We start from the raw sequence: 25,304 nt of genomic DNA, 5'->3' as shown, positions 1-25,304 counted from the left end.
GCCGACGGAGAATGGGAGTACCGATCAGGTCTGAATAATCCTGCGGGCACTTTCTCTGCCGTCGAAGAGGCAGCTGGGTGCGGCTTTTCCGTCCATGTGGATCACACCGACAACAAGCAGGTGCAAGGGCTCTTTGCGCAGATCGAGCAACAGAACGATGGCCGGCTCAATCTGCTCATGAACAACGACGACGCAGGAATCACTCCGGCACCAAAAATGCATCCAACCGGGTTCGGGCTCCTTCCTGGCCCCTCCGTCGTGCCACGGTGGGGTCGTCATAGGCCACCCAGGCAAGTAGACGGCACTCACTGAGTTGCACCTCAAGGCCTTCCGGCTTGTCGCTTCCCTCTGTTGGTCGGCCGGGGCGGCCATCACGGATCCACAGCAGCGGCTCCGGTTCCTCCACTGTGATGCCGTCGGCGTGATTTGTCTCGAGTGGGTGGAGGGCGTTGCGCCAGCGGTAGAGGTAACAGGGGCCCGCCTGTGTCATCGTCGGGCCGGCCAGCACGAGGACATCGTCGCTGCCGCGAACCACGGCCAGATCACGCACGGCCAGGCCATAGAGCTGCAGATAGCGGAAGCGCTGGCCAGCAAGGGTGAGGGTGGAGCGGCCGTCCCCCTCGAGGCCGCCCAGGTGCAGATCGAGCACCAGGGCGATGCCCCGCAACACCGGTCCTCGCAGCCCCACCAGCACCCGCTCACCGCGGGCGGCGATGCCCTCGATGTCGAGGCCGTTCTCCTTGCTGGGGATCTTCAGAAAGGGGGCGATCAGCGGGTCGGCCGCCAGGAACTGGGTGAGGGCATCGCGGCCAGCCGCTGCATCGAAGGCCAACCGCTGGCCGGCCACTGGCAGCCCCTCACCGTCCAGCCGCAGGCAGCCCAGCACGTGGGCGTTGCGGCTTTGCTTTCCCTTTTCAAGGAGGCTAAGGGGTTCTCCCTCGTCGTCGTCGTGCTTGCGGCGCCGGCGGCTGTGGGAGCCCACCAGCCAGAGCCGATCACCGTCGAGCGCCAGGCCCTCGATATCCGATTCGCCGTCGTCCTTGCCGCCGGCCAGGCCGAAGTCCTTGAGCTTCACTTGGCGGAGGTCGCCATAGCGGTGTTCGCCAAGGCGTTGCAGCCGGTAGAGGCTGCGGCCCTCATCACCCCCCAGCCAGAGAAGCCTGTCGTGAGCGGCCAGGGCGGAGAGATTTTGCATGAGATCCTCGGCATCCTTGTCGCGTGAGGGGCCCAGCTCGAGGATGCGCTGCTGGGTCGGTGTGGCCAGGGGAAGGTCGGCTTCGGGAAAGGGCACTTGGAGGGCGGGCAGGGTGTTCCCTGTGGTAGCGGGGCATTGGGGGGCGTCAACGGCTGCGCCCTTCCCTATCCGTCCACTGCGTCATCGGGGCAGCCCTGCCCGCTTTGGCCTCGATCCGATCGCCCAGGTGCAGGTGCTCTGCCCGATGGCGCGTGGTGGTTGCAGGTCAAGGTGGCTCAACATCGAGCTGCAGCAAATGCTCAACCCCGACCCCACCGAGCAGGTGGAGCGTTTCGGGTGGCGGTTCGCGCCGGCCGACAAGGTGATGCCGGTGGCCAACGACTACGAGAAAGAAGTGTTCAACGGTGATGTGGGCACGGTGGAAACGATCGACGCCGATGCCAGCGAACTGACGGTGCGTTACCCCTACGGGGAAGCCGGGGGCTTTGACGGCCGCGAGGTGACCAACGGCTGGGGGGAACTCAACAACCTGATGCCCGCCTACGCCTGCACGATCCACAAGAGCCAGGGCAGCGAATATCCCGCCGTGGTGATCTCTTTGCTCACCCAGCACAACGCCATGCTGCAGCGCAATCTGGTGTACACCGGCATCACCAGCTGCTTGCGGCGGGTGATGCCGACTGCGTGGGCCTCACCAGAGGCCTGGCACCAGCCGCGCGCTGCGCTGCTGCCAGGCGCTGAACTCCGGGTACTTCGCTGCCATCTGCACTTCCTTCTGGCCAATGCGCTGCAGATAGATCAGCAGCACCAGAGCCGGCACCAGGTAGGCCCAGCCGTTGCCGGCCACCACCGCGAAGCTCAAGTAGCGCAGCAGATCGCCGAGGTAGTTCACATGGCGCACGCGCCGCCAGATGCCGTCGCTCACCAGGCCAGCACCCATCGCTTTGGCGGTGGTTTTCTGTGCATCGGCGCTGGCGTTGATCAGACTGCCGAAGCTGAACAGCCCCAGCGCAACGGCCACGGCGGCCTGGGAGATCGGCACGGGATTGAGAAAGGCCAGCAGCCCCGGCAGGCTGTAGAGCACCCCGATGAACAGCAGGGCGAAGCCAAACCCCACCACCCCCACACGCTCGCTGAACAGCTGGCGAGCCCGCTCGGGAAACAGCCACTGCTCCAGCAGCCACCAGAGGCAGTAGCTGATGTGCAGGCTGAGATAGACCACCTGGCGCATGTCCTTCACCCCGACCACGGCCGCCAGCACCAGCAGCAGCACGATCGTGAGCATTTTGGCGGTGTTGATCGCCGTGAGTTGGCTCCAGCCCGCCGGCGGGGCCTGGCCCTCGTCCCGTGCTGATTCAGCCATCCGCGCACCCTCGCTGACGGCACCCTATCGACCCTGGCGGGCGTCGCGACCGCCAAAACCGCTCACACCGCCGCTGCCAGCTAGAACAAGCCATGCCAGACGACACCATGCCCGACAGAAAACAATCTCATGTGGTCGTCATCGGAGGCGGATGGGCTGGCTGGGGTGCCGCAAAGTCACTCTGCGAAGCCGGCGTTGACGTGACCTTGATCGATGGGATGCTCGATCCAACCGGCAGTCAACCAATCACAACCAAAAGCGGTAAACCCTTTGAGGCTGGAACCAGGGGCTTTTGGAAGGACTATCCCAACATCAATGCCCTCACAGAAGAGCTCGAAATTGGCAATATTTTCACTGACTTCGCAACCAGTGCTTTTTGGTCACCCGATGGACTGGAAGCGACAGCTCCTGTTTTTGGAGAATCACCCCAATGGCCAAGCCCCCTAGGCCAAGTGATTGCAACAATCACAAACTTCAAGCGACTTCCCATTCAAGATCGACTCAGCATCGCAGGACTTCTCTATGCCATGCTGGACCTCTATCGCAGCGACAAGGTTTTCCAGAAATACGACAATCTTAGTGCACAATCACTGTTTATAAAGCTTGGCATCAGCGATCGACTAATTAATGAGTTCTTGCGACCGATCTTGCTGGTTGGCTTGTTCAAGCCTCCCGAAGAAGTTTCGGCCGCTGTCACCATGGAGCTCCTCTATTACTATGCCCTGGCACATCAAGACTCGTTTGATGTTCGTTGGATTAATTCAAAAAGCATTGCCGAACAACTGTTTGAGCCTCTCGGTCGAAGGCTGATGTCTCGCCATCATCTGCGCGTCCTTGGGGGAACCTTCGTGACACGGTTGAATGTTTCATCTGAGACGCAACGCATAAGCTCGGTTGAAATTCAAAGTGCAAAAACAAAAGAAGTCAAGGTGATTGATGACGTCGATGCTTTGGTTTTAGCGGTGGGTGCTAAAGGACTTAAATCCCTGATGTCTCAATCGCCAGAATGCAGCAAAGCAGCGCCAGAGCTTGTTGCCGCTGCTTCTCTCGGTTCGATCGATGTCGTTTCAACACGTCTGTGGCTGGATCGCTATGTTCCAATCGCTTACCCAGCCAATGTTTTCTCTCGCTTCGAATCGCTGAAGGGCGCTGGAGGCACCTTTTTCATGCTGGACCAACTGCAAAAAGAATCGGAGCGGGCGCTATGGGGTCATGACCAGCCGCAGGGTTCCGTGATTGCAAGTGACTTCTACAACGCATCTGACATCGCAGTGATGAATGATCAAGAGATTATTGATCGACTTATGCATGACTTGCTTCCAATTGCTCACCCTGAATTTAGGAACGCGAAGGTAGTTGATTACGAGGTACGGCGTTATCCAGATTCTGTGTCTCACTTCTCTCCCGGCAGTTTTAGGAAGCGCCCACCCTTGGAAACCTCAGTAGAGACGATCGTCTGCGCTGGTGACTGGGTGCGGATGGGCGACAAAGAGCATGGTGCCAAAGGTCTTTGTCAGGAAAGAGCCTATGTTTGTGGACTGGAGGCAGGAAACTCCCTGATCAGGCGCAAAATCGTCAACGGGTCGAATCAATCGAAGACCATCCAACATTCGGTCGTCCCAATTCGTGCTGATGAACCACAAGTAGTTCTAGGCCGTGTTCTCAACAAAATCGTAATGGATCAAATCGATGCCTTTGGCCTGACACTTCCTTGGTTTGACTCATAGCAATCAAGTTATCTTTTAAAAGTAGCCATGGAATGTGGATGCCTCATAACGCTCGCTGGACTGATCGCATCATCACCCACTCCTCTGATTCCATGTCCTCAAGTGTCAGGGCAGAAGTGCCCGTAGTCTTCATTCAGGATGTCAGGCGACAGCGAAAACTGGTCCAGCACTCATTCCCGATGGCGCTTGACAGAACCAAAGGCCGAGGTCATCACCTCTGAGCTACTGCCCGATCAGGAGATCCCTTTGCTGAAGCGCAGGCAGGATTTGAGACGAACGGAAGCCCTCAAGCCCTGGGCTGAGAAGCGCAGGACGGGCTGGGCGCCCTGCAGCCCGAAGTGGTGAGTATGCCGTGGCCCCTTGAAGCAGGCTTGCCCCAGCAGCCTGTCAATCCCTGAATCGCCGATGGCCGATCAGCCAGAGCGCCCCACCAAGGTCTGCCCGGTCTGTGGTCGCCCGTTTCAATGGCGCAAAAAATGGAAGGACGTCTGGGAGGAGGTGCGGTACTGCTCGGAGCGGTGCCGCCGCCGCCGTTCCAGCGTTGCTAAGCCCATTGGGGCGGAGTAAGCCATGGCTGTCGCCGTGCTGAGCGAGGAGGACCGATGGGCTCGCTGGGCGGCAAGGGGGATTCGTTCTTTACGGTGCTCGCCGAGAAGCCGGCGGAGTAACCCTGCAGCGTCCCGCTGTGCCTCCAACCTCACCAGCATGGGAGCACTGGATTGGAACCGTGCTGCTTCCCACGCCCCCTTTCCGCTCACCGCAGCCAGCCTGCTGGGGCTGAAGGCCACGGTTCTGTTGCTCATCACCCTGCTGATCAAAGCCAGGATCCAGATCAAGCTCGCCTCGGCCCTGGGCTTATTCCTGCTGGCTCTCCAGATGTTGCTGTTCCTGGCCGCCGCAGGAGCCCTGGGGCTGGCAGGTCTTGGCGGTGCGGCCTACGCCTACCAGCGCAGGTAGGCCATCGGGGTCTGATGGGATCGCCCGCCATGCACGCTGTTCTCAAGCCGCCGCTCACCGAGGAGCCGCTCAGGGCCCTGTTCACCAAGCCCTATGGCGCTCCGGCGCCCACGGCGGAGCAGTGGCGGGCCGTCTACGACGATGCGGTCCATTTCCAGGACCCCACCCAGGAGAAGCGCGGCATCGAGGCCTACATCGCTGCCCAGGAGGGATTGATGAAACGCTGCGATGACGTTTTCCTTGAGCCCGGCGCCGTGGCACTCAGCGGCTCGACGGCTTTCGTGGAGTGGACCATGGGCCTGAAGATCAAGGGGATCGAGTTCGTCTATCCCGGCACCACGCGCCTGCGCATCGGTGCCGACGGAACGATCGTGGACCATCGCGACTACTTCGATTTCGTCGGCCCCACCTTCGCGCCGTTGCCTGTGATGGGTGGCTTCGTGCGCTGGCTGTACCGGCGGTTCGTGTCCTGAAAGCAGGGGCAGGGCACATCACACCATCGGCAACACAACTTCATCTGGAAATGTGTATAATATTTTCTATACTTAGCCTCCAATCGGCAGGGATGAGAAAGGCAGAGCGAGTAGACCGGAGAGTCAAGTCGACTCCATCGTGCTTAGCACCATTCCGTTGCTGGCCGCCACCTGTCTGGTGGGATTCGTTGTGCTGCAACTGCTGTTCAGCACCGCTTCGTGGTGATCGGCCTTGACTAGGGGCCAGAACCATTGGCTGATGACCAATCTGGTGTGGTTTTGGCTCAAGCAGTGAATTCGCTTGCGCATCCCGATGGACCACCCTCCAGTTACCCTGACGACCGGCGGTCAACTGTCTCCTGAAGCCGGGCCGGGGCTTCCGGAGGATCGTGAATCTCAAGGGATGGCTGTTTGAATGGCGTGATCATGGGCATCAGCAGTTGCATGGGCCAGGGGCCATTCGAACTGTGTCCCAATCGTTGTGAAGCGGCGCTGCCAGCTCCGCTCTGGTGCCCAGGAACCGCTCCTCTCCATTAGCTTCGCCTCTTCACAGACCTCGGCTGCCGCAACTGATCTGATCAGTTTCGTCAAGGCTCTGCCCGATTGCCGCATGAGCCGCGGGATCCGCTTCCCGTCGTGGTGGATGCGTCTGCTGGGGACCCACCACATCGCCAAGCCGCCGACGGACTCGACCTGGTGGCTCCGCCAGGCTGGCCTTCGGCCAGGTAGACGGTTGCTGCTCTTGAAGAAGCTTTCGCCTACGGAGCTCCGGTTGACTTCTGATGAGCCTTGGGTACCGCCGAGTCCATTACTCACCGCCATCACCGCCATGTCGCTGCCCGCTGCCCGGCAAGGACAGGATGGACCCGTTGACCCTCGACGGCCGCTCCGACTGGCTCGAAGGGGTTTGATTTCCAGGCCGGCTGAGCTGCCAAGCCTTCAACTGTAGTAAAAGCCGCCATCGTGATCGGCTCGGCTGACCGTGCTGCAATGCCGACCGATTCGCCACAGCGCCTGATGGATCGTGGTGGGATCGCGTCTGACATGGTTTGGGAAAGCCTGGCGGATCTGTTCGGTGGCTTCCCAGGCCTTGTAGTGGGGGATGCGGGGATTGAGGTGATGCACCACATGGGTGGAGCCGATGCCGTGATGTAACAGGTTCAGGAGCGGGCCGTAGGGACGATCCACGGTCTGCAGGGCCCCCTTGGCCCAGTCCCAATCATCCCCGGAGAAGTGAGGAATCGTCGTGTCCGTGTGCTGCAGCCAGGTGTAGCAAACCAGCCAGGCGTTGATGATCAGGTAGGGCAGGCCGTAGACGCAGAGCACACGCATCGCTGAGGTTTGCGTCGCCCAGACCACTAGCAAAACCAGGACCAGGCCCAAGCCAATGTTGGAGATTCGCATCAGACCTTTCCACTTGCCCGGGAACAGCTCCCGTTCCCCGTCGTTGAATGGAGCGGAGTCGATGAAGTGTGAGGTAGGGAAGCCCTGCGCAGGGCCGCCGGTGATTCCGAAGAGCAGATAGAGAGGCCAACCCACCAGCAGATGGATGGAAATAGAAACGACTCCATAGGCCGAATCACCAAGGTTCCGCTTGAGTTGACGGGTGAGCTCCCCCCATACTGATTGTCCCAATGCAGGCACATGGGTTTCACCGGCTTCGAGGTGATTGCAATGGGCGTGGTGAACAGCATGGCTGCGCTGCCAGGAGAAATACGGAACCAGAAGCAGGCTGTGGAGAACAAGCCCAACGCCGTTCTCCACAGCTGGGTTGGGGTGGAAGGCATGGTGCCCGCACTCGTGGGCGATCACCCAACACCCTCCGGCCAGGGTTCCGGCCACCACGGCATAGACCAGCCAGAGCGGCGCAACACTCCACTGGAGCGGGAGGATGCAACCCAGGGCGTAGACCGGCAGGGTGGTGAGCAATGAGAAAGCCAGGCTTGCCCAGGCCTTCGGGATACTCTTTTCGGTGCTGTCCGCGGGCAGAGCAGCCAAAAGTTGCTGCTTGGTCGGCCAGGGATGGAGCGGGAGAGTTGACAACGGGGCGGAGACTGATTGCTCTGCCAGGGAAAGAGATGGAGCTGAAGTCATAGATGAATCGAAACCACCCAATTCGCTCCTTAGTCAATTCATTGGCTGACCAGAAACCTAACCGCCGTCGCCCCCCGTCCGTGAGTGGGCAGGGCATTCGATCTGGATCGGGCCCCAGTACTGATGGGTTGAGCGGATCACCTCGCCGTCGGTGGCCTCCACTGCCGGACCGATGTCGCCCCGCCATCCCGACCCCTTCAACCACCAGAGGGCCTGATGGAATCGATCGATGCGTCCTTACAGCGTGGCGGTCTGAGGGCATGTCGCCTAGGGTTGCTAAAATGGCTTTAATGCCCGAGCAGAAGGACCTCCAGAAACGCCACCAGGCCTCCTGGGCATCGGGGCGTGGAGCTAGACCTCGACTTGTGATCGCCGTCTGGACCCCCATGGCAGTGGCCTGGGATGGGGCTGAACACGAGGATCCGAACATCACTGCAGATCTTGTCGGCGTCATCAACGCTGCTGGACAGGATCGACCCGCTGCGGGCGTCAGCCGGAAGCCGTGTGGACCAATCCACCACTTACAGAAATCGATGCCGAACCAGCTACTTTGCCCATGGCCCCCTGACCGGTAGCAGGGGAGTTATCGTTCCTGGTAGGTCCCGATTCAGCGATGATTAGCAAGGTTAGGGCCCGCTAAGCACGTTCTTCTTTTTCCTGAAGCGATGGATTCGGAGGCGCTTTCCAGACATGACATCCATCGGAGGCGAGCAGATCGCGTGGATCCTCGTCAAAGATGGGGGGTGTCGATTTGCTGATTCTCGATGCGCGGACACCGGTGGAATTTGCATTCAGTCATCTGAGCTGGCAATGCCGATCGAGGCAGACCGATCAGGTTGCGGACCTGGAACTGATCACGACCCTGCCAAGGGACAGGCCGATCGTCGTCTGCTGCTCGGATGGAGTGCGTAGCGCTGCACGGTTCATGAACTAAGACTCGCAGAGGTCTTGCAGGTCATCAACCTGAACGGTGGCCTCTTCCAGTGTTTTTGAGACGGGGGAACCAGAATGAGGCAGGAAGAACCCACCCTTATGGTTCCCCTAAACACTCGCGTCTGAGGAAGGCTCTTGACAGAAAAGAGCTGTAGAGGGGAAAGCGGGAGGAGCCCATGACCCATCTGGTCCGTTCCCATGATCTGGATTTGCTGCGCTTGATGGCCGTTGCTTTGCTAATCACCTTTCACTCGGCCGCTGTCTTCTACGAGGGTGAACTGGGCAGTTTCTATGTCCTCAATGCGGAAAGCAGTGTTGGCTTGAGCATCTTCATCCAGTTCGTGCATCAGTGGCATATGCCATTGTTCTTCTTTCTGGCCGGCGCCGCTAGTTGGTATTCCCTGCAGACACGTTCTCAGGGTGAGTATGTGCGTCAACGCCTTCGGCGTCTTCTGCTGCCTCTGCTGATTGGAATCCTGGTACTCGTTCCACCTCAGGTGTATCTCCACGAGCTACAAATTGGCGGAGAGAACAGCTCCTTCCTGAGGTTCTACCCCAAGTTCTTTGACGGAATTCGGCCATACGGTCATTTTGAATGGGGACATCTCTGGTTCCTGGCGTATTTACTTGTGATCTCGTTCGTATGCCTTCCTGTCATGCTGCAGCTCAGCGGTGAAAGCATGTCGACCGATGGCTCCCCGCTCCCTTTAGAGACCCATGGCCTGGGATCACTGATTGTTCTGGCCGTGCCGTTGATGGCCGTTGAAGCCGTGTTGCGTCCACACTGGATCGGCTTCCAGAACCTCTACGACGATTGGGCCAATCTACTGCTGTATCTGTTGTACTTTTGCTATGGCTATCTCTTCTGCCACGACACCAGACTGTGGTCGGCTCTGGATGAGCACAGGTGGCTCCTCAGTGTCACGGCAGGACTGGCAATGGCGCTGCTGATTGTTCTCAGCATCACGAAAATGGTTCCGGGGCGAGCCTACTCAGCCCCTTACATGGTCTACCAGGGCTTTCGAGGGTTGAACAGCTGGTGCTGGGTGTTGGCCCTGCTTGCTCTGGCACGGCCCTATCGCACCTTCAGCCACCCCATCCTGAGCTATGGCAACCGGGTGGCCTTCTCCGTCTACCTGTTCCACCAACCCCTGATTGTGATCATTGCATTCTTTGTGGTTCCTCTTTCTTTGGACATTGCGGCAAAGTTTGTGCTGATCAGTCTTCTTTCTCTACTGTTCAGTGTGGGCCTCCACGAGGGCCTGATACGCGGCGCTGAGGTTGTCCGAGAATGGCACTGATGGCACGTTTTCGATCATCATTCCCACCCTGAATGAAGGCACCGCCCTGGCGCGCACCCTGCGGCACGTTAAAGCTCTGCATCCTCCTGCTTGGGAGGTGCTGGTGGTCGATGGTGGCAGCAGAGACCACACCGTGCAGATTGCAAATGATGCTGGGGTGGTGATACTCCGGAGCGAGGAGGCGGGCCGTGCTCTGCAGATGAACGATGGGGCCAGAGCCGCCACGGGAGATCTACTTTGTTTCCTGCATGCGGATACCCTGATTCCCGACGATCTGACCAGTGTTGCTCAGCGCACATTGGCAGATTCCTCGATTTCCTGCGCTGGCTTCATTTCCCTGATGGGCAATGGCGACACAACCCGTTGGGGGATTTCGGCCCTGAACCTGCTCAAGACCCATCTGGCGCCCCTGCTGTTTCGCCCCCACCTCTACTGGCGCGGGCTGCGCCTGTTGTTCGGTGATCAGGTGATGATCTGCCGCCGGCAGACCTTCTGGGAGGCCGGTGGCTTCAATGAAGCTCTGCCGATCCTGGAGGATGGCGATCTCTGCCTGCGGCTGGTGAAGCACGGCCGCATCCGGCTGATCAACCGGGTGGTGATCAGTTCCGACCGGCGGGTGCAGCGCTGGGGAGCTTGCAAGGCGGCCGCGATCTATCTCTCAATCGGCGTGCTCTGGGGCCTGGGCCTGCCTCCGGCGCGCCTGAAGCGCTTCTACGAGGACATCCGCTGATTCAGGCTCCAGTCGTAGGGAAGAAACGCGATCCTGGGTTCATGAAGCGGGGCCGCAACGCCGCGCAGGCGGGGAAGGATGTAGGCGGGCAGCGACGGCGCCACCGCCATGAAATCAGCCCTGTACCACTGGAAAATCTTGCTGGTGTACAGAACGCCCTCTTCAGGCTCGAAGCGCACCTTGGCGGGGTTGTTGATGAAGCGGCTCGCATCCTCTTCCAGTTGCGCTTCCACCCGCTCCGGCGTGTAGGCCTCGTGGCGCAGCAGCGGACAACCCACTGAGGCGCAGACGATCGCAAAGTGAATTCGGGGATCACCCGTGATCTGCCGCAGCATTCTGTTCTCAATCTGCTCCAGACTTAAACGCTCAGGGCCGAGGCGATGCACGCGCCGCTGGAAGAAGCGCAGGAAAGCGATCCAGTTCGGTAGGCCCAGCAGGGTGGGGCGGATCGAGATGATGGGATAGGCCGAGAGCACCGCCTGGATGGTGAAGGCGTTGTAGAGGTTGATCCAGTGGGCAAGGTGATCCTCGCGGCCGTGGGTCGCGGCAGATTGCTCGGCCAGCCAGCGGGCGAGGGTCTGGGGGTGGTGGGTGATCCAGGCTTGGTAATCCACCCGGCCGACCCGGTCCACATGTTGGTGGAGGAGATGATCCCAGGTGGGGAGGTCGTTCATGGGCAGGGAGGGGTGCTCGAGTGGATTGGGTTGTGGGACGTGCCTGGGGCCGGCACCGTTGAAAAGGTGTGGCGTCAGCCACTCCCGCGGCACCTGCCTGGTGCGCGTCAAAACCAAGGGTGCCATCGAAGATCAGACATATCCCAGGACAGGGATCAAGCTGCTGGGGGATGGAGGTGAGCCACCCCGACGTCGAGACCGACGCCGGTAGCCTGGGGGTGGTGCCGATCGGTCTGCCGCTGCTGGCGGGGCTGGCCTGACCAGGAACGCTTCCGACGGATCAATCCGGCTGGATGGCCGCGCATCCTGGCTCCAGAGCTGCCAGCCTTTTGCTTTCCCCTTGCCCGCCAGACCACGGAGCCGCCATGAACGCAGTCCTCACGCCGCCGCTTACCGAGGAGACGCTAAAGGCCCTGTTCACCAAGCCCTATGGCGCTGCGGCGCCCAGCGCGGAGCAGTGGCGGGCCGTCTACGACGCCAAGGTCCATTTTCAGGACCCAACCCAGGAGAAGCAAGGCATTGAGGCCTACATCGCTGCCCAGGAGGGACTGATGCACCGCTGTGAGGATGTTTTCCTTGCGCCCGGTGCCGTGGCCCTTAGCGGTGAGACGGCCTTCGTGGAGTGGACGATGGGCCTGAAGATCAAGGGGATCGAGTTCGTCTATCCCGGCACCACCCGCCTGAGCATCGGTGCCGACGGAACGATCGTGGACCATCGCGACTACTTCGATTTCGTCGGACCCACCTTCGCGCCGGTACCGGTGGTGGGTGGCTTCGTGCGCTGGCTGTACCGGCGGTTCGTGTCCTGAAAGCAGGGGCAGGGCACATCACACCATCGGCAACATAACTTCATCTCTGAATGTGTCTGTCGTTCTCCACACCGAGCCTGTCATCATTAGGGATAATCAAGCACTATCAGGCAATGAAGATCCAGGATGTTTCGACGATGTTTCATACCATTCCATTGCTTGCCGCCACCTGTCTGGCAGGATTTGCGCTGCTGCAAGTTCTGTTCAGCACCGCTTCGTGGTGATCGGGTTTTACCGGACGCCAGAACCATTCGCTCATGACCAATTTAGTGTGGTTTTGGCTTAAGTTTTGGATTCATGTGCGTTATCCTAATGCACCCTCTATTTGCCCTGCCGACCTGCAACGAGCACTTGCGATTCAGCAGAGCGGAGACTGGTTGATTCTTGACGCCCGCACGGCTGCCGAATGCCACGTGAGCGGCCTCCCCGGCGCTGTACGTATCGCGGATGGGGGAAAAATCCCGGGCCTCGGCTCGCTGGGCGAAGCAAGCCTGGAGAAGCCAATCGTGGTTTGCTGCTCGGTGGGGTTGCGCAGCGCGGCCGTGGTGAACCGGCTACAGCAGCTGGGCTTCCGGAGGGCCGTGAATCTTGAGGGAGGGCTGTTTGAATGGGTGAATCATGGGCATCAGCTGGTGCATGGGGATCAAGCCACCAAGCGGGTGCATCCGTTCAATCGCTTCTGGGGTCTGCTCCTGAATCGCAACCGATGAAAAGCGCCGCTGCCGAGCGCTTTTCTCTTGTCCACCGGATCCTCCGATTGGCCTGTTCTGCGGGGGGAGACTCCATGTGGTTGTGCCTCACCGTGGCAGCCCATCAATGACGGGCGCTCACCTGGCGCCGCTTTGGATCCCCATTCCCACCCTGAACGAGGCTGGCGAACTGGGATGCACGCTGGAGGGGGTGCGTTCTCTTGATCCACCGACCCCCGAAGCGCTGCTTGTGAATGGCGACAGTTGCGATGGCACCTGGACGATGGCCAGCACGTCCCAAACCGATTGATTCCCACCAAGCTGAGCTCAGAACCGATGACCACCTCTTCCCGATGCGCAGCAGCCAGCCACGGCGTTACCGCTTGGTGGATCAGCACGGCCAGCCCCACCTTGAGCTCGATGAGCACTTCGATTCGATCGAGGAGGCCTGGTCGTTCGCCACCCGCTGGTGGCAGCAGCAGCAGCCCGCTGACGATCCAGACGCGCAGATTGGCCATGGCCTTGAGGTGAGCACCGAGAGCGGCGGCTGGCGCACCCTTCGCCACCCGCAAGGCTGAACCCTGCAAAGGTGAGCCCACAGGCCACTCCCGCCCTGGCACGCCCGTCCCCGTCCGATCAGGCCCAGGCCAGCCCGCAGCCCACCGAAGTGCTGGCGGGCTCGATCGAGCGCGTCACCTTCCACAACGCCGAGAACGGCTTCTGCGTGCTGCGCATCAAGGCCCGCGGCCACCGCGACCTGGTGACGGTGGTGGGCCATGCCGCCGAGATCAGTGCTGGCGAAGGGGTGACCGTGAGCGGCACCTGGGTGAACAGCCGCGAGCACGGCCAGCAGTTCAAGGCCTCCTTCCTCAAGGCCTCAGCGCCCACCACCGCAGAAGGCATCGAGAAGTACCTGGGTTCAGGGATGATCCGCGGCATCGGCCCGATCTACGCCAGCAAGCTCGTGGCGGCCTTCGGCGATCAGGTGTTCGAGGTGATCGAGCAGGCGCCTGAGCGCCTGCGGGAGGTGCCCGGCATCGGCCCGGTGCGGGGCCAGCGGATCAGCCAGGCCTGGGCGGATCAGAAAGTGGTGCGCGAAATCATGGTCTTCCTGCACAGCCATGGCGTCGGCACCGCCCGGGCGGTGCGGATCTTCAAGACGTACGGCAACGACGCCGTGCAGGTGATGGCCGATAACCCTTACCGCCTGGCCCGCGACATCCGTGGCATCGGCTTTCGCACCGCTGATGCCATCGCCGCACGGCTGGGCATCGAACCAGAGGCGATGATCCGTCTGCGGGCCGGTATCAACTACGCCCTGCTGGAGGCCACTGGTGATGGCCACTGCGGCTTGCCCAGAGCCGAGCTGCTCAAGCTGGCCGGTGAGCTGCTGGCTGTGGAGCGGCCGAGTGGGCCACTCGATGAGACCGGCGCCACCAAGCGGGTGCCCCTGGAAAGCGGCCTGATCCAGAGCGCCCTGGATCTGGAGCTGAGCGAGGGCTCGGTGGTGGCCGACACCCTGGCCGGTGAGCCGGCGATCTTCCTGTCCAACTTGCACCGTGATGAGCGCCGCATCGCGGCAGCCCTCCAGGCGCTGGGGGCAGGCCGCCCGCCCTGGGGAGCGATTGAGGCCGCCATTGCCATCCCCTGGGTGGAGCAACGGCTCGCTCTCGAGCTCGCCGCCAGCCAGAAGGCAGCCGTGGAGCAGGCCCTCTCCAGCAAGGTGCTGGTGATCACCGGCGGCCCTGGGGTGGGGAAGACCACCTTGATCAACGCCATCCTGCGCATCCTGGCCGCCAAGAAGCTGCGCATCCTGCTCTGCGCCCCCACCGGTCGTGCCGCCAAGCGGATGGGCGAAACCACCGGGCTGGAAGCCAAGACGATCCACCGGCTGCTGGAGTTCGACCCGGCGGCCCTTGGCTTCAAGCGCAATGCCGAGCTGCCGCTGGAGTGCGATCTGCTGGTGGTGGATGAAACCTCGATGGTGGATGTGCCCCTGATGGCCTCCCTGCTGGAAGCCCTCCCACCCGAGGCGGCCTTGCTGTTGGTGGGCGATGTGGACCAGCTGCCCTCGGTGGGGCCCGGCCAGGTGCTCGCCGATCTGATAAACAGTGGCGCCCTGCCGGTGGCCCGGCTCATGGAGGTGTTCCGCCAGGCGGCGTCCAGCCGGATCATCACCACCGCCCACGCCATCAACGCCGGCACCATCCCCGATCTGCGGCCCCCACCGGCTGAGGGCACCACCGACTTCTATTTCCTTCCCGCCGAGACACCCGAGCAGGCGGTGGCCCTGATCCTCAAGGTGGTGGGCGAACGCATCCCGGCCCGCTTCGGCCTCGATCCGATCGCCCAGGTGCAGGTGCTCTGCCCGATGGCGCGCGGTGGCTGCGGCTCCCGCTCGCTCAACATCGAGCTGCAGCAACTGCTCAACCCCGATCCACCTGAGCAGGTGGAGCGCTTTGGCTGGCGCTTTGCTCCGGCCGACAAGGTGATGCAGGTGGCCAACGACTACGAGAAAGAAGTGTTCAACGGTGATGTGGGCACGGTGGAAACGATCGACGCCGATGCCAGTGAGCTGACGGTGCGTTTTGACGGCCGGGAGGTGACCTACGGCTGGGGGGAACTCGACAACCTGGTGCCCGCCTACGCCTGCACGATCCACAAGAGCCAGGGCAGCGAATACCCCGCTGTGGTGATCCCTTTGCTCACCCAGCACTACGCGATGCTGCAGCGCAACCTGGTGTACACCGGCATCACCCGCGGCAAGCAGCTGGTGGTGCTGGTGGGACAGAAGAAGGCGTTGGCGATGGCCGTGAAGAACCACCTGGGTCGCAGGCGTTACACCAGGCTGGCGGAATGGCTCAGCTGACCAGCAGCAGAAGCCGGTTCCCTTCCGGATCCAGCAGCCAGGCTTCCACCCCGAACGGTTCCTGGCGTGGCGGTTCCGCCTGGTCCGCTCCCAGGTGTTCAGCGACCTCAAGCCAGGCGGTCAGCACCGTCATGGCGTCCCTCCCCTCAGAAGATTGCTGGAGGCAAAGGGCCAGCCGGCCGCCCTGGTGCGGCTGCGGCCGCGTGCGCGAGGGCACATAGATCTCCAGCTGGCCGCCAGCGGGCCAGGGCACCCGCCAGTGGGATGGGCCCAGGCCAGGTGTTGCCTCGACCTCCAGCAGGGCGGCATAGAACGCCGCGAGGACCGCAGGATCGTCGGCAGCCAGCACGATCGAGCCGCTCAGGCCCACCACTTCCACCAGCGTCTGCTGACAGCTGGCGTGGCGTGGCTGCCATCGCAGAGCGGGTAGTGGTGGGATTGAGCGCAGCCACAGACCATCACCGTGCTGGCGTGCGCGAGCCGCAGCTCACGCGACAGCCAGCAGGTGCCGAGGTGGGCGCCATCTCAGAACCAGCCATGGCGGCTGCGGCCACATCGGCAGAGCTGGTGCACGCCGGCTGGCAGCTCCAGGGGAATCGGACCCGCAGAGGGTGGAACATATTCAGCCATGGCATTCACAGCCACAGCCGGCGTGGCAGGGCTCGCCATTGGGGTGCCCCGTGGCGCAGGCGTCGCTGCAGAACAGCAAAGCGCCGCTGCGGAAGGGTGTTTCCGGATGCACTGTGCAGTTGCACCCCGGGCAGGCGCACTTCAGAGCAGTTGGTTTTTCCAGGGTCGTGGTCATGGCCTCTCCTTGCTCAGGGCAGCTGAACCCACTCTGGAGCCGGGGGCGCTTTGGTGGATCGGCTTGCCGTACTGACAAGCAAGGCAAGCGGATCTATTAATGAATCAGAGGCCTCGACCAGGGCAGGACCAACCAGTTCCCTGCAACCGGCCCAAGGGCGCCCGACACGGGGCGCCCTTCTCAATGGCCCCGATCCGGCCGCTGTTGGAGCAGCGCTTCAACACTGGCCACCTTGTCCTCCAGCGTCTGGTCCCGATCGATGCGGGTGTTGACCTTCAGGGCGGTGTAGATGCGGGGGCAGTCCATGGCGTGCACGGCCGTGTGGCATGCCTCGATCGCTTGGAAGACGGGCGCCCACTCGCCCTCGATCGCGGTGCCGTTGGGGTGCAGCTGGATCTTGAGGCCGGCGTCCAGCAGCACCCGTTCGCAGGCAGCGATGTAGGGGGCCAGGTTGACGCCAACCCCAATCGGAACGACGCAGAGATCGACGATCACCTTCATCGATGTGCCTCCGGGGGCTTCATGGAGAGGCTCCCATCCTCCTGGCCTCTCCTCTGTTCAGGGTCGAGCCGGTGTCCGGCTTCCCCGTTAGTGCCCTGCCTGCTCCGTTGGCCAGGCCTAGCGTTTGGGCCATACCGCCGGGTGGGCCATGGCCGTGGTGAACCGCTGCGCGGTGGGGATCTACCCCAGCGGGCAACTGCTCGAGTGGGCCCGGGGGCTGGAGATCGATGTCGACTTCGCCGGGATCAGGGAGCCCTGCCTGTATCTGATCCCCGACTACGACACCCAAGAGGAGGCCGAAGAAATCCTCGAGGAGGTCTACGAGGCGATCTTTGAAGCCGAGCTCGACTACTGGCATCGCGACACCGGCACCTGGCCGGCGGAGCGCACTTACGCGGTGTTCCGCAAATGGTTCGAGGTGCGTTTCTACCCCCTGATCCAGGACCTGGTGGGTGAGGAGCTCAGCGCCACCGAGGTGGATGAGGAGTTCATCGGTGAGCTGCGCACAGCGCTGGAGGGAGTGGAGCAGCTCCCCTGACGCCTATGGCGCCACTTTTTGCTTGAGAAGCTCGAGCAGCCGTTCCACCCGCCCTGCCGCCCGTTGCTGCCTGGCCTACTGCTCGCTGCCGCGTGGGCGGTGCCTACCTGGATCGCTCAGGAGAACCGCGCCAAGGTGCTCTCGATCGGTGATCGGCGATCGGTCATTCGCGATCCGGCTCTGTGACGCCTGTCGCGCGTCACTTCCCGCCCGGGCTATGCCGTGACCACACTGGAAGGCAGAGCATCCGGGCAAGCGGCCATGACCTTCCAGGAAGAGATCCAGATCCATGAAGAATCGCTCCGGCCGGAGGAGACCCCCCAGACCGATACCCATGAGATGGACGAAACTCTCGAGCGGGATGTCCGTGCCGTCCTGACCGATGACCCGGCCGCCATCGCCCGGGAGGTCCGCAGCCTCACCCTCCGCGCCCTGAGCGAAGGGACACTTGATCAAGGTGCTGCCCAGCAGGTGGTTCGTGCGGTGGTTGCCGGAGCCTCCAGCGGAGCTCAGGGAGCCAGTGACGGGCAACGGGCGCTGAGGGAGGCCCTGCAAGGCCTCGATGAGGCTCTGGCTGCCGCAGCCCAGGCCACCCGTCTGACCCTGGAAGAGGCCATCGGAAATGCCGGCGCCTTCTCCCGGCAGACGCTGCGGCGGCGTCTGGATGATCTCTCCACCCTGGAATCCCTCTTCATCGAGACCGTCAGCCAGACGGCATCCAGCGCAGCTGGCTTCACTCGCACGACGCTCGTCGATGTGGCGGACCATGCGCGAGTGTCGGGATCGGCCGTCGGCTCAGCCGTGAAGGAGGGGGTGACGAGCCTGGGCCGGGCCCTCGCTGAAACCGTGAGCGATCAGGTGGAGGTCACCACGTCCGTGCTGCAGAAAGAAGCGGCCCTGCTGGCCGGCCTGACCAGTGGGGTGCTGCAGGGGATCGCCGATCGTCTGAGCGGCGCGCACTCGCCGGTGGCGGTTGAGGAGCCTGGAGAGGGGCAGAGCGAGGGCGGTGCTGACGCCCAGGAGCCTCCGGTGGGCAGCTGATCACCGCAGCTGAGCCGTGCTTCGCGGCGACACAGTCGCGCGATTCAGTCCTTCCACTTCGGCTGGGATGCGCACGAGTTCGAAGAGCGATAACCAGGCCAGGACCTCCAGGAGTTCCTTCAGCAGGTCCTCGTCATGCTCTCCGATGCCTCGGGTGAGGGCGATCACGTCCACTCCCACAGACTGGCAGCAATCGAGCCGATACTCTGCAGCTGGCGATGGATGAGCGTGATCGCCTCCGAACGGGGTTCCCAGCTGTTGGTGTGTTCCACGTCGATGGACTGAGGATGGCCCGCGGACCAGCGCCCTAGCCTGCGGAGATGGCAGAGCCCCACGGGTCGGAGACCTACCGGCAGGCCACCGCCGAGGGTCTGCTGATGGATTGGTTCGCCTTCCTGCGGCAGCGCAATCGCCACGTCTGGGCCGGTCCGGAGCGCACCCACGTCCAGGTCCGTTCTCCGGACCCCGGCAGTGACATGGAGGGGCTTTTCGCGGAGGCGGTCCGCTCCCTGTTCGAGCGGCAGGAGGACGTGAACTGGGCCCGCTACAACGCCGAGGCTCGGCGCGTCGTCATCGACGGCCCCGCGGCGGCGAGCGATCCGCAGAGGCTGGTCCGGCATCTGGAGGAGCTGGAAGAACGGCTCGGTCTGCTGGATCAGGAACTCGGGGTGCCCGGTGGCCCCTGCGGCGAGCACCCGGCCGACCTGGAGCCCATCCTGCGCGGCCTGGTCGACCTGGCGGCGCAGCTCGCCGGCGGCGGTGTGGGGCTCGCTCTCCGAGGCACGGGAGTGGGCGAGCGGCTGGGCATCGACCTGGCGGCGCTGCTCCGCTCGGTGGAATCGGTGCCCGGGTTGCGGGAGGCCATCGAGCGGGTGCTGGGCAGCGGCGTGGCGGATCTGATCCTCTCCCTTGCCGATGGGGTGGATCATGCCCTACTGCGCGGCCTGGCCGGGCCTTTGGTGGCCCTTCTCGAGCACTCCCTGCGGTTGCGGGCAAGGCTGCGGCAGCGACGCCAGTGGAATGACATGGAAGTGCAGCTGAGCGCCGAGGCCGGCCATCACCCCGAACGCAGTCCGGAGATCGGAGAACGGCCCTGCCCCCTGAGGGAGGGGGCGATCGAGCGCTATGCCGAGAAGGCGACGATGCTCGCGCTTGGGGCCTTCGGCTTCGGCCTGGCAGCCAGCGGGGATCTGGAGGGCTCGGCCGGGGCGGCGCTGGCGGGGCTGCCCCGGCCGGCCGTGCTGGGACGCTCGGCCTTCACTCTCGAACTCTCTCACCGCCTGGCGGAGAGCGGAGCGCTGCTGCTCGACCCGGAAGCCCTCGAGCGGCTGGATCGAATCGACTGCGTGGTGATCGAGAGCGCCCTCCTCGATCCCGTCTGGGGGCAGGCTCTGCTGACGGCTGCCCGGGAGGCGGGCCTGCTGCGGGTGGTGGTGGCGGAGCCGGAGGAGCGGCTTCCGGGCGACGCCGATCGGCGCTGCCCCCCCGGCGAGGCCGCCACGGCGGCCGTGCGGGCTCTGCAGGCCGAGGGCCGCGGGGTGATGGTCTTTGCCGACGCGGATCTGCAGGCTCTGGCTGCTGCCGATCTGGGGGTGGGTTTTCGGCGGGACCAGGGGCCGCCCCCCTGGGGCGCCCATGTGATCGCCGGGCCCGGGCTCACCGCCGCCTGGCTGCTGCTGCCCGCCTGCCGGACGGCGCGCCGCTGCGCCACGCAGAGCGTGCAGGCCTCCCTGATCGAGGTGGTGGTGGGGCTGGCCCTCTGCCTGGACGGGGTCGACCGCCGCACCACCCTGGGGGTGAACCAGGCCACCCACCTGCTGGCGGTGATCGCCATCGCCAACGGCGTCCGCCTGGCCCGTCGCATCGAGGCCCATCCACCAGAGTCGGCGGCCGACACCACCCCCTGGCACGCGATGGAGGTGGAGGAGGTGCTGGAGCGCCTGGGCGTCGACCGTCGAGGCCGCGACGGAACGGTGGAGGAGACGGAAGGGGATTCGGCGCAGGAACGGCGGGGCCCGCCGGGGAGCGATCTGATGCGGCTTGTCCTGGAGGAACTGGACAGCCCACTGGTGCCGGTGCTCACCGCTGGTGCGGCCCTCTCGGCTCTCGTGGCCTCGCCGGTGGATGCGGGCCTGATCCTCGCGGTCCTCGCCGGTAACGCGCTGATGGGAGCCTTCCAGCGACAGCGGGTGGAGCGGGCTGTCGCGGCTCTCCAGTGCCGCCATGCCGCTCCCGTCTGGGTGCGGCGGGACGGTGACTTGTGCCGCATCGATGCCGCGGGGCTGCAGGTAGGGGACGTGATCGGCCTGGAGGCCGGCGAGGTGGTGCCTGCCGACTGCCGCATCCTTTCGGCGACGGGTCTGCAGGTGGATGAGGCCGTCCTCACCGGCGAATCATTCCCCGTCGCCAAGGACCCGCATGCCACCGGCGCCCTGGCCCTGGCGGAGCGGCGATCGATGCTCTACGCGGGCACCACGGTCGTGGCCGGTGAGGTGGAGGCGGTCGTGATCGCCGTGGGTGACGCCACGGAAGCCCGGCGGGGGCTGGCGGCCGTGCGGGATGCCGCCCTCGCCGGTGGCGTGGAGGGGCGGCTGGAATCGCTCACCGAGATCACCACGCCGATCGCGACAATGAGCGGTCTGGCGGTGCTGCTCTCCGCCCTTGCCCGCGGCCGGGATCCGCGCGGCGCGCTCGGCGAGGGTGTGGCGCTGGCGGTGGCGGCCGTACCGGAAGGGCTGCCGGTGCTCGCGAGCCTGGCTCAGTTCGCCGCGGCCGAACGGCTCTCGGGCGATGGGGTGCTGGTGCGCAATCCTCGCGCCATCGAGTCCCTCGGTCGCGTCGACGTGATCTGCCTCGACAAGACCGGCACGCTCACCTCCGGCCACATCCGCCTGGTGGAGGTGTCCGATGGCACCGGTTCCATGGCCCTCGACAACCTGGATGCGGCGGGAACGCTGGTACTCCGTCTGGCGCTATGGGCCACACCGGTGCCCGAACCAGGCAAGCGGCTGGCCCATCCCACCGATCGCGGCCTGCTTGAGGGTGCCGAGAAGGCTGGTTTGATCCGGGCGGAGTTTCCAGCGGAGGCCTCGCTGCCGTTTGAGCCGTCTCGCGGATACCACGCCAGCCTCTGCCGCCAGGACGGTCGACGGCTCCTCTGCGTGAAGGGTTCACCGGAGATCGTGCTGGCCACCAGCGTGCAGGAGCGCACCGCCATCGGGCCGGTGCTGATGGACGGTGCGGCCCGGGAGCGTCTGATGGGGGTGGCCAGGGATCTGGCCGAGCGGGGGCTGCGGGTGCTGGCGGTGGCTTCCCGGAGTCTCGACGAGGCCGGGGCGCCGTCCGACTCCTGCTGCGGCCAACTCGCCGATATCGACGTGCGGGATCTGGAGTTCGTTGGCTTCGTGGCGCTGGAGGACCCCATCCGCGAGACGGCGCGGGAGGCCCTGGCCGATCTGCGCCGGGCGGGTGTGGCCGCGAAGATCATCACCGGCGATCATCCGGCCACCGCCGCCGCCATCGCGCGGGAGCTGGATCTGCCCACCGACGGCAGCGTGCTCACCGGCCCGTTGCTCGAGGGCATGAACGACGCCGAACTGCAGGAAGCGGTGCTGTCGGCGTCGGTCTTCGCGCGGATCACCTCGATGCAGAAGATGCAGATCGTCAGGGCTCTGCGGCAGGCCGGGCGGGTGGTGGCCATGACCGGCGACGGGGCCAATGACGCCGCCGCGATCCGCCTGGCGGAGGTGGGCATCGCCCTGGGCTCGCGCGCCACCGAAGCCGCCCGTTCCGCCGCCGACATCGTGGTGACCGACGGCCGCATCGAGACGATCGTGCGGGCGGTGCTGGAGGGCCGGGCGCTGTGGCGGTCGGTGCGGGACGCGGTGGGACTATTGGTTGGGGGCAATCTCGGTGAGATCGGCTTCACCCTGTTCACCGGGCTGGGGGAGGGGCGGCCGGCGCTGAACACGCGCCAGCTGCTGCTGATGAACCTGCTCACCGACATCGCCCCGGCACTGGCGATCGCCATGCGGCCCCCTGCGGATCTGAAGCCGGAGGACCTGCTTGAGGAAGGCCCGGAGACGAGTCTGGGAAAGGCGCTGGATCAGGACATCCTGCGCACGGCCACGATCACGGCCCTCAGCGCCGGCATCGCCCGCTCCGTGGCCGGGATGGCCGGCGATCGGCAGGCCGCCAACACCGTCGGCCTGCTGGCGCTCGTGGGCACCCAGCTGGGTCAGGCGATGGCCACGCGCCGCACGGACGGCCTGAACCTCCTCACTGGCATCGGCTCCTTCGGCGCTCTGCTCGCCACGGTCCAGACTCCCGTGATCAGCCAGGCCTTCGGCTGCCGGCCCCTGGGGCCCCTGGGTCTGCTACAGGCCGGCACGGCCACGGCGGTCGGCACCGGGGTGGGTGTGGTGCTTCCCTGGCTGCAGCGTTGGCTGACCCCGCCGCGGGCAGTTCCTGGCTCCACGCCACGTTCTGCACGGGGCGGCAGCACTCCCTCGGCGAGAACCGTGGCAGAGTCAGTCACACCCCCAGAAACTGCACCATCAGGAAGTAGATCACCAGGCTAAGAACGTCCTGGATGATGGTGGCCACGGGCCCGGAGCCGAAGGCGGGGTCCCGTCCGAGCCGCTCCAGCCCCCAGGGCAGGAGGATGCCGATGCTGGTGGCCATCCCGCCGGCTGCGAAGATCGAGAGCGCCACCGCCAAGGCCAGGCGCTGGCTGCCGAATCCGATCGCCACGAAGGGAATGCTGAGCAGGCCGAGGATCGAGCCGATCAGGAAGCCGGTCTGGATCTCCCCCACGATCGCGCGGCGCAGCGGCACGTGGTTCATCGAGAAGCCGCGCACCGCAATCGCTTCCGTCTGGGTGCCGATGGCATCCGCCAGATAGACGATGGCCGGCATGAAGAACGCCACCATCACATGCCGGCTGAGGGTCTCCTCGTAGCGGGAGACCACCCAGGTGGCCAGGAAGCTGCCCGCCAGGCCCACCAGCAGCCACGGCAGCCGCTCCCTTGCTCTCTGGACAGGTGCTTCGGTCATCGCTCGGAGGGAGCGCAGGTGATCGTGCTGCAGACCGGCCAGGAGGTTGAGATCCTCGATGTGCTCCCGGCGCAGGATCGTGATCAGCGCCGTGGGGGGCACCACCCCAAGGAAGCGGCCCTCGCGGTCCGCCACCGGAACGGCGGCCAGCTGGTGCTCCACTGCCAGCCCGGCGACCTCTTCCTGGTCGTCGAGGGGATGGACGCAGACCCTTACGGGCCGCATCAGCTCAAGCATCGAGGTCTCCGCAGGCGCCGCCAACAGATCCACCAGCTCGACGAGACCCTGCAGCCTCCCGGCTTCGTCGAGCACGTACAGCGTCTCGACCGCTTCGAAATCCCCGCACGCCAGACGGGTGCGCAAACCGTCTGCTTGATCGGTTACCAGCGCACGTGGAACCCGCTCCGTGAGATGGGCGCCGGCCGACCTGGAGCGGATGGGAAAGGGCGGGGAGAGGGCCACGCGAATCAGCCGCTCCTGGCTGGCTTTTCCCTGGAGGCTCCGCCTTCATCTTCCCAGGCGTGGGGCCGAGAATCGCCGTGAATGGTCGCCAGTCGCCGTTCGTAGGTCAGCGCCCACTCCATGGGATCACCGCCGCGAGGAAGCACGCTGAGGAATTCCGGCAACGCGAGAATCCCTTCCACCGCCCCGCCCAGTCGTTCCACCGAGCGGCTGCCCGGCAGACGTCGCTTCAGTTCCTGCTCCAGCCGCTGGAAGTACAAGGCCGAGGATTCCAGGCCCGCCCTGACCCGTTGCCAGTAGGTGGGATCGCGGTGGCTATCGAGCAGGTGATCCCAGGCGTTGTGCGCCTTGTCCGCCGCGTTCACCAGCAGGGAGGCCTCCGGTTTGCGGGCCAGGCTGTCGAGGTAAAGGCGCTTCCAGCGGAACCAGGCGGCGGCATTGCCGTTGGCCTCATGCTTGCCGGGGTCGGTGCAGTCCTGCACGATGTCCGCTACTGGGCTGCCGAAGCGATGGGCGATCGAACCGTGGCTCTGGCCTGCGTCCTCGATCGCATCATGCAGGAGGCCGGCGATGGCCTGGTCCTCGTTGCCGCCGTCTTCCCATACCAGGGAGCTCACGGCGATGACGTGCGACAGGTAGGGAACGTCCTTGCCGTGACGCCGCTGTTCGCGATGCAGATCCGCCGCCCACTGAAGAGCCTCGCCGTAGCGGGGGGTGATCAGAACTGAAGCCATCCCCAGGTGCACTCGATGGAATGGTCCTCCCAGCATGCCCAAAACCCTCAGGGCGCCGCCTCCGACACTTCTATGGACTGACAAGCCACCAGGTTTCCGGGTGAGGTGTCGATGAGGCGGCGGATGACCCTCTGCCGCTGGATGATCTGGCGCAGTCGGTGGTTGCCCTGCTGACCCCGACGCTGTCCCTGGATCTGATCAGTGATGCGGCCGAGGGGCTGCTGCGCCTAGGGAGACTCTGGAAAACCCCACCACCCTGCGCGAGAATGGCCGTGTGATCGCAGGCGTGAACAGGGTTCATGGGCATCAAGCAGCTCGGCTTTGGTGATTACGAGCAGTCCACGGCCAAAAAGC

Annotated in this window: 26 protein-coding genes and 1 pseudogene; 17 read left to right on the top strand and 10 right to left on the bottom strand. The window is 64.1% G+C overall.

Annotated features, from left to right (window positions below; all coding sequences use genetic code 11):
- Positions 1 to 199: 199 nt before the first annotated feature.
- Entirely contained in the window at positions 200 to 1,291 is a 1,092-nt protein-coding gene (locus tag KBY66_RS08985) for a DUF3616 domain-containing protein (RefSeq protein ID WP_255088969.1), read from the bottom strand.
- On the opposite strand from KBY66_RS08985, the pseudogene KBY66_RS15730 reads away from it, so the two are divergent.
- Positions 1,194 to 1,838 (top strand): annotated as a pseudogene (locus KBY66_RS15730) (ATP-dependent RecD-like DNA helicase); the annotation flags it as partial. The gene KBY66_RS08985 and the pseudogene KBY66_RS15730 sit on opposite strands and share 98 nt — an antisense overlap.
- Before the next feature lie 48 nt (positions 1,839 to 1,886).
- Here the strand turns inward: KBY66_RS15730 and KBY66_RS08975 are convergent.
- Complete coding sequence (locus KBY66_RS08975) at positions 1,887 to 2,558, bottom strand: methyltransferase family protein (protein ID WP_255088968.1); 672 nt, start codon at positions 2,556 to 2,558, stop codon at positions 1,887 to 1,889.
- A 92-nt stretch (positions 2,559 to 2,650) separates the two neighbouring features.
- On the opposite strand from KBY66_RS08975, the gene KBY66_RS08970 reads away from it, so the two are divergent.
- The 5 genes from KBY66_RS08970 (at position 2,651) to KBY66_RS08950 (ending at position 5,715) form a co-directional block, all read left to right on the top strand.
- The gene (locus KBY66_RS08970) at positions 2,651 to 4,285 is read left to right on the top strand and encodes an FAD-dependent oxidoreductase (protein WP_255088967.1); all 1,635 of its coding nucleotides are present in this window, start codon (positions 2,651 to 2,653) and stop codon (positions 4,283 to 4,285) included.
- A 138-nt stretch (positions 4,286 to 4,423) separates the two neighbouring features.
- Positions 4,424 to 4,630 carry a DUF1651 domain-containing protein gene (locus tag KBY66_RS08965; RefSeq protein WP_255088966.1) on the top strand — a complete coding sequence of 69 codons (207 nt, stop codon included), beginning with the start codon at positions 4,424 to 4,426 and terminating at the stop codon, positions 4,628 to 4,630.
- Between the two features lie 60 nt (positions 4,631 to 4,690).
- Positions 4,691 to 4,852, top strand: coding sequence for a DUF2256 domain-containing protein (locus KBY66_RS08960; RefSeq protein ID WP_255088965.1), 162 nt, complete (start codon positions 4,691 to 4,693; stop codon positions 4,850 to 4,852).
- Between the two features lie 138 nt (positions 4,853 to 4,990).
- The gene (locus tag KBY66_RS08955; protein ID WP_255088964.1) at positions 4,991 to 5,242 is read left to right on the top strand and encodes a hypothetical protein; all 252 of its coding nucleotides are present in this window, start codon (positions 4,991 to 4,993) and stop codon (positions 5,240 to 5,242) included.
- 29 nt (positions 5,243 to 5,271) lie between these two features.
- On the top strand, positions 5,272 to 5,715 hold the full coding sequence (locus KBY66_RS08950; RefSeq protein WP_255088963.1) for a nuclear transport factor 2 family protein: 444 nt from the start codon (positions 5,272 to 5,274) through the stop codon (positions 5,713 to 5,715).
- Positions 5,716 to 6,654: 939 nt separating this feature from the next.
- On the opposite strand, the gene KBY66_RS08945 is transcribed toward KBY66_RS08950, so the two are convergent.
- Positions 6,655 to 7,713: a fatty acid desaturase gene (locus KBY66_RS08945; protein WP_255088962.1), complete on the bottom strand. Its 1,059-nt coding sequence runs from the start codon at positions 7,711 to 7,713 to the stop codon at positions 6,655 to 6,657.
- Positions 7,714 to 8,545: 832 nt separating this feature from the next.
- Here KBY66_RS08945 and KBY66_RS15880 point away from each other — a divergent pair.
- The 3 genes from KBY66_RS15880 to KBY66_RS08935 all read left to right on the top strand — a co-directional run bounded on the left by KBY66_RS15880 (position 8,546) and on the right by KBY66_RS08935 (position 10,773).
- On the top strand, positions 8,546 to 8,743 hold the full coding sequence (locus tag KBY66_RS15880; RefSeq protein WP_399225150.1) for a rhodanese-like domain-containing protein: 198 nt from the start codon (positions 8,546 to 8,548) through the stop codon (positions 8,741 to 8,743).
- Between the two features lie 175 nt (positions 8,744 to 8,918).
- A complete protein-coding gene (locus tag KBY66_RS08940) occupies positions 8,919 to 10,043 on the top strand; it encodes an acyltransferase family protein (protein WP_255088961.1) in 1,125 nt (374 codons plus the stop codon).
- Entirely contained in the window at positions 10,024 to 10,773 is a 750-nt protein-coding gene (locus KBY66_RS08935) for a TIGR04283 family arsenosugar biosynthesis glycosyltransferase (protein WP_255088960.1), read from the top strand. The genes KBY66_RS08940 and KBY66_RS08935 overlap by 20 nt, the downstream gene beginning before the upstream one ends.
- Here the strand turns inward: KBY66_RS08935 and KBY66_RS08930 are convergent.
- The gene (locus KBY66_RS08930) at positions 10,755 to 11,447 is read right to left on the bottom strand and encodes a DUF547 domain-containing protein (RefSeq protein WP_255088959.1); all 693 of its coding nucleotides are present in this window, start codon (positions 11,445 to 11,447) and stop codon (positions 10,755 to 10,757) included. The genes KBY66_RS08935 and KBY66_RS08930 overlap by 19 nt on opposite strands.
- A 365-nt stretch (positions 11,448 to 11,812) precedes the next feature.
- On the opposite strand from KBY66_RS08930, the gene KBY66_RS08925 reads away from it, so the two are divergent.
- From KBY66_RS08925 to KBY66_RS08905, 5 genes are all read left to right on the top strand, one after another.
- Positions 11,813 to 12,256, top strand: coding sequence for a nuclear transport factor 2 family protein (locus KBY66_RS08925; protein WP_255088958.1), 444 nt, complete (start codon positions 11,813 to 11,815; stop codon positions 12,254 to 12,256).
- Between the two features lie 50 nt (positions 12,257 to 12,306).
- The gene (locus tag KBY66_RS08920) at positions 12,307 to 12,480 is read left to right on the top strand and encodes a hypothetical protein (protein ID WP_255088957.1); all 174 of its coding nucleotides are present in this window, start codon (positions 12,307 to 12,309) and stop codon (positions 12,478 to 12,480) included.
- 33 nt (positions 12,481 to 12,513) lie between these two features.
- Entirely contained in the window at positions 12,514 to 12,966 is a 453-nt protein-coding gene (locus KBY66_RS08915; RefSeq protein WP_255088956.1) for a rhodanese-like domain-containing protein, read from the top strand.
- Between the two features lie 332 nt (positions 12,967 to 13,298).
- The gene (locus KBY66_RS08910) at positions 13,299 to 13,523 is read left to right on the top strand and encodes a hypothetical protein (RefSeq protein ID WP_255088955.1); all 225 of its coding nucleotides are present in this window, start codon (positions 13,299 to 13,301) and stop codon (positions 13,521 to 13,523) included.
- An 11-nt stretch (positions 13,524 to 13,534) separates the two neighbouring features.
- Entirely contained in the window at positions 13,535 to 15,814 is a 2,280-nt protein-coding gene (locus tag KBY66_RS08905) for an ATP-dependent RecD-like DNA helicase (RefSeq protein WP_255088954.1), read from the top strand.
- Here KBY66_RS08905 and KBY66_RS08900 read toward each other — a convergent pair.
- The 3 genes from KBY66_RS08900 to KBY66_RS08890 all read right to left on the bottom strand — a co-directional run bounded on the left by KBY66_RS08900 (position 15,807) and on the right by KBY66_RS08890 (position 17,120).
- Positions 15,807 to 16,184, bottom strand: coding sequence for a VOC family protein (locus tag KBY66_RS08900; RefSeq protein ID WP_255088953.1), 378 nt, complete (start codon positions 16,182 to 16,184; stop codon positions 15,807 to 15,809). The genes KBY66_RS08905 and KBY66_RS08900 overlap by 8 nt on opposite strands.
- 252 nt (positions 16,185 to 16,436) lie before the next feature.
- Positions 16,437 to 16,619 (bottom strand): metallothionein, encoded by a 183-nt coding sequence (locus KBY66_RS08895; RefSeq protein WP_255088952.1) that lies wholly within the window; start codon positions 16,617 to 16,619, stop codon positions 16,437 to 16,439.
- Between the two features lie 180 nt (positions 16,620 to 16,799).
- A complete protein-coding gene (locus tag KBY66_RS08890; RefSeq protein WP_255088951.1) occupies positions 16,800 to 17,120 on the bottom strand; it encodes an MTH1187 family thiamine-binding protein in 321 nt (106 codons plus the stop codon).
- Between the two features lie 148 nt (positions 17,121 to 17,268).
- Between KBY66_RS08890 and KBY66_RS08885 the strand changes: the two genes are divergently transcribed.
- Positions 17,269 to 17,658, top strand: coding sequence for a hypothetical protein (locus KBY66_RS08885; RefSeq protein WP_255088950.1), 390 nt, complete (start codon positions 17,269 to 17,271; stop codon positions 17,656 to 17,658).
- Positions 17,659 to 17,919: 261 nt separating this feature from the next.
- A complete protein-coding gene (locus tag KBY66_RS08880) occupies positions 17,920 to 18,699 on the top strand; it encodes a DUF6781 family protein (RefSeq protein WP_255088949.1) in 780 nt (259 codons plus the stop codon).
- Here the strand turns inward: KBY66_RS08880 and KBY66_RS08875 are convergent, their stop codons facing one another.
- Positions 18,700 to 18,873: a hypothetical protein gene (locus KBY66_RS08875; RefSeq protein ID WP_255088948.1), complete on the bottom strand. Its 174-nt coding sequence runs from the start codon at positions 18,871 to 18,873 to the stop codon at positions 18,700 to 18,702.
- Positions 18,874 to 19,019: 146 nt separating this feature from the next.
- Here KBY66_RS08875 and KBY66_RS08870 point away from each other — a divergent pair, with 146 nt between their 5' ends.
- Positions 19,020 to 23,279, top strand: a complete 4,260-nt coding sequence (locus KBY66_RS08870) for a cation-translocating P-type ATPase (RefSeq protein WP_255088947.1) — start codon at positions 19,020 to 19,022, stop codon at positions 23,277 to 23,279.
- On the opposite strand, the gene KBY66_RS08865 is transcribed toward KBY66_RS08870, so the two are convergent.
- Entirely contained in the window at positions 23,233 to 24,117 is an 885-nt protein-coding gene (locus KBY66_RS08865) for a magnesium transporter (RefSeq protein WP_255088946.1), read from the bottom strand. The two genes, KBY66_RS08870 and KBY66_RS08865, sit on opposite strands and share 47 nt — an antisense overlap.
- A gap of 104 nt (positions 24,118 to 24,221) precedes the next feature.
- On the bottom strand, positions 24,222 to 24,950 hold the full coding sequence (locus tag KBY66_RS08860; RefSeq protein WP_255088945.1) for an HD domain-containing protein: 729 nt from the start codon (positions 24,948 to 24,950) through the stop codon (positions 24,222 to 24,224).
- Positions 24,951 to 25,304 lie beyond the last annotated feature (354 nt).

The sequence above is a fragment of the Synechococcus sp. Tobar12-5m-g genome (genome assembly GCF_024345415.1).
Lineage (GTDB): Bacteria > Cyanobacteriota > Cyanobacteriia > PCC-6307 > Cyanobiaceae > Regnicoccus.
Note: the sequence above shows the minus strand (reverse complement) of the source record. Positions and strands in the feature narration are given on the sequence as shown.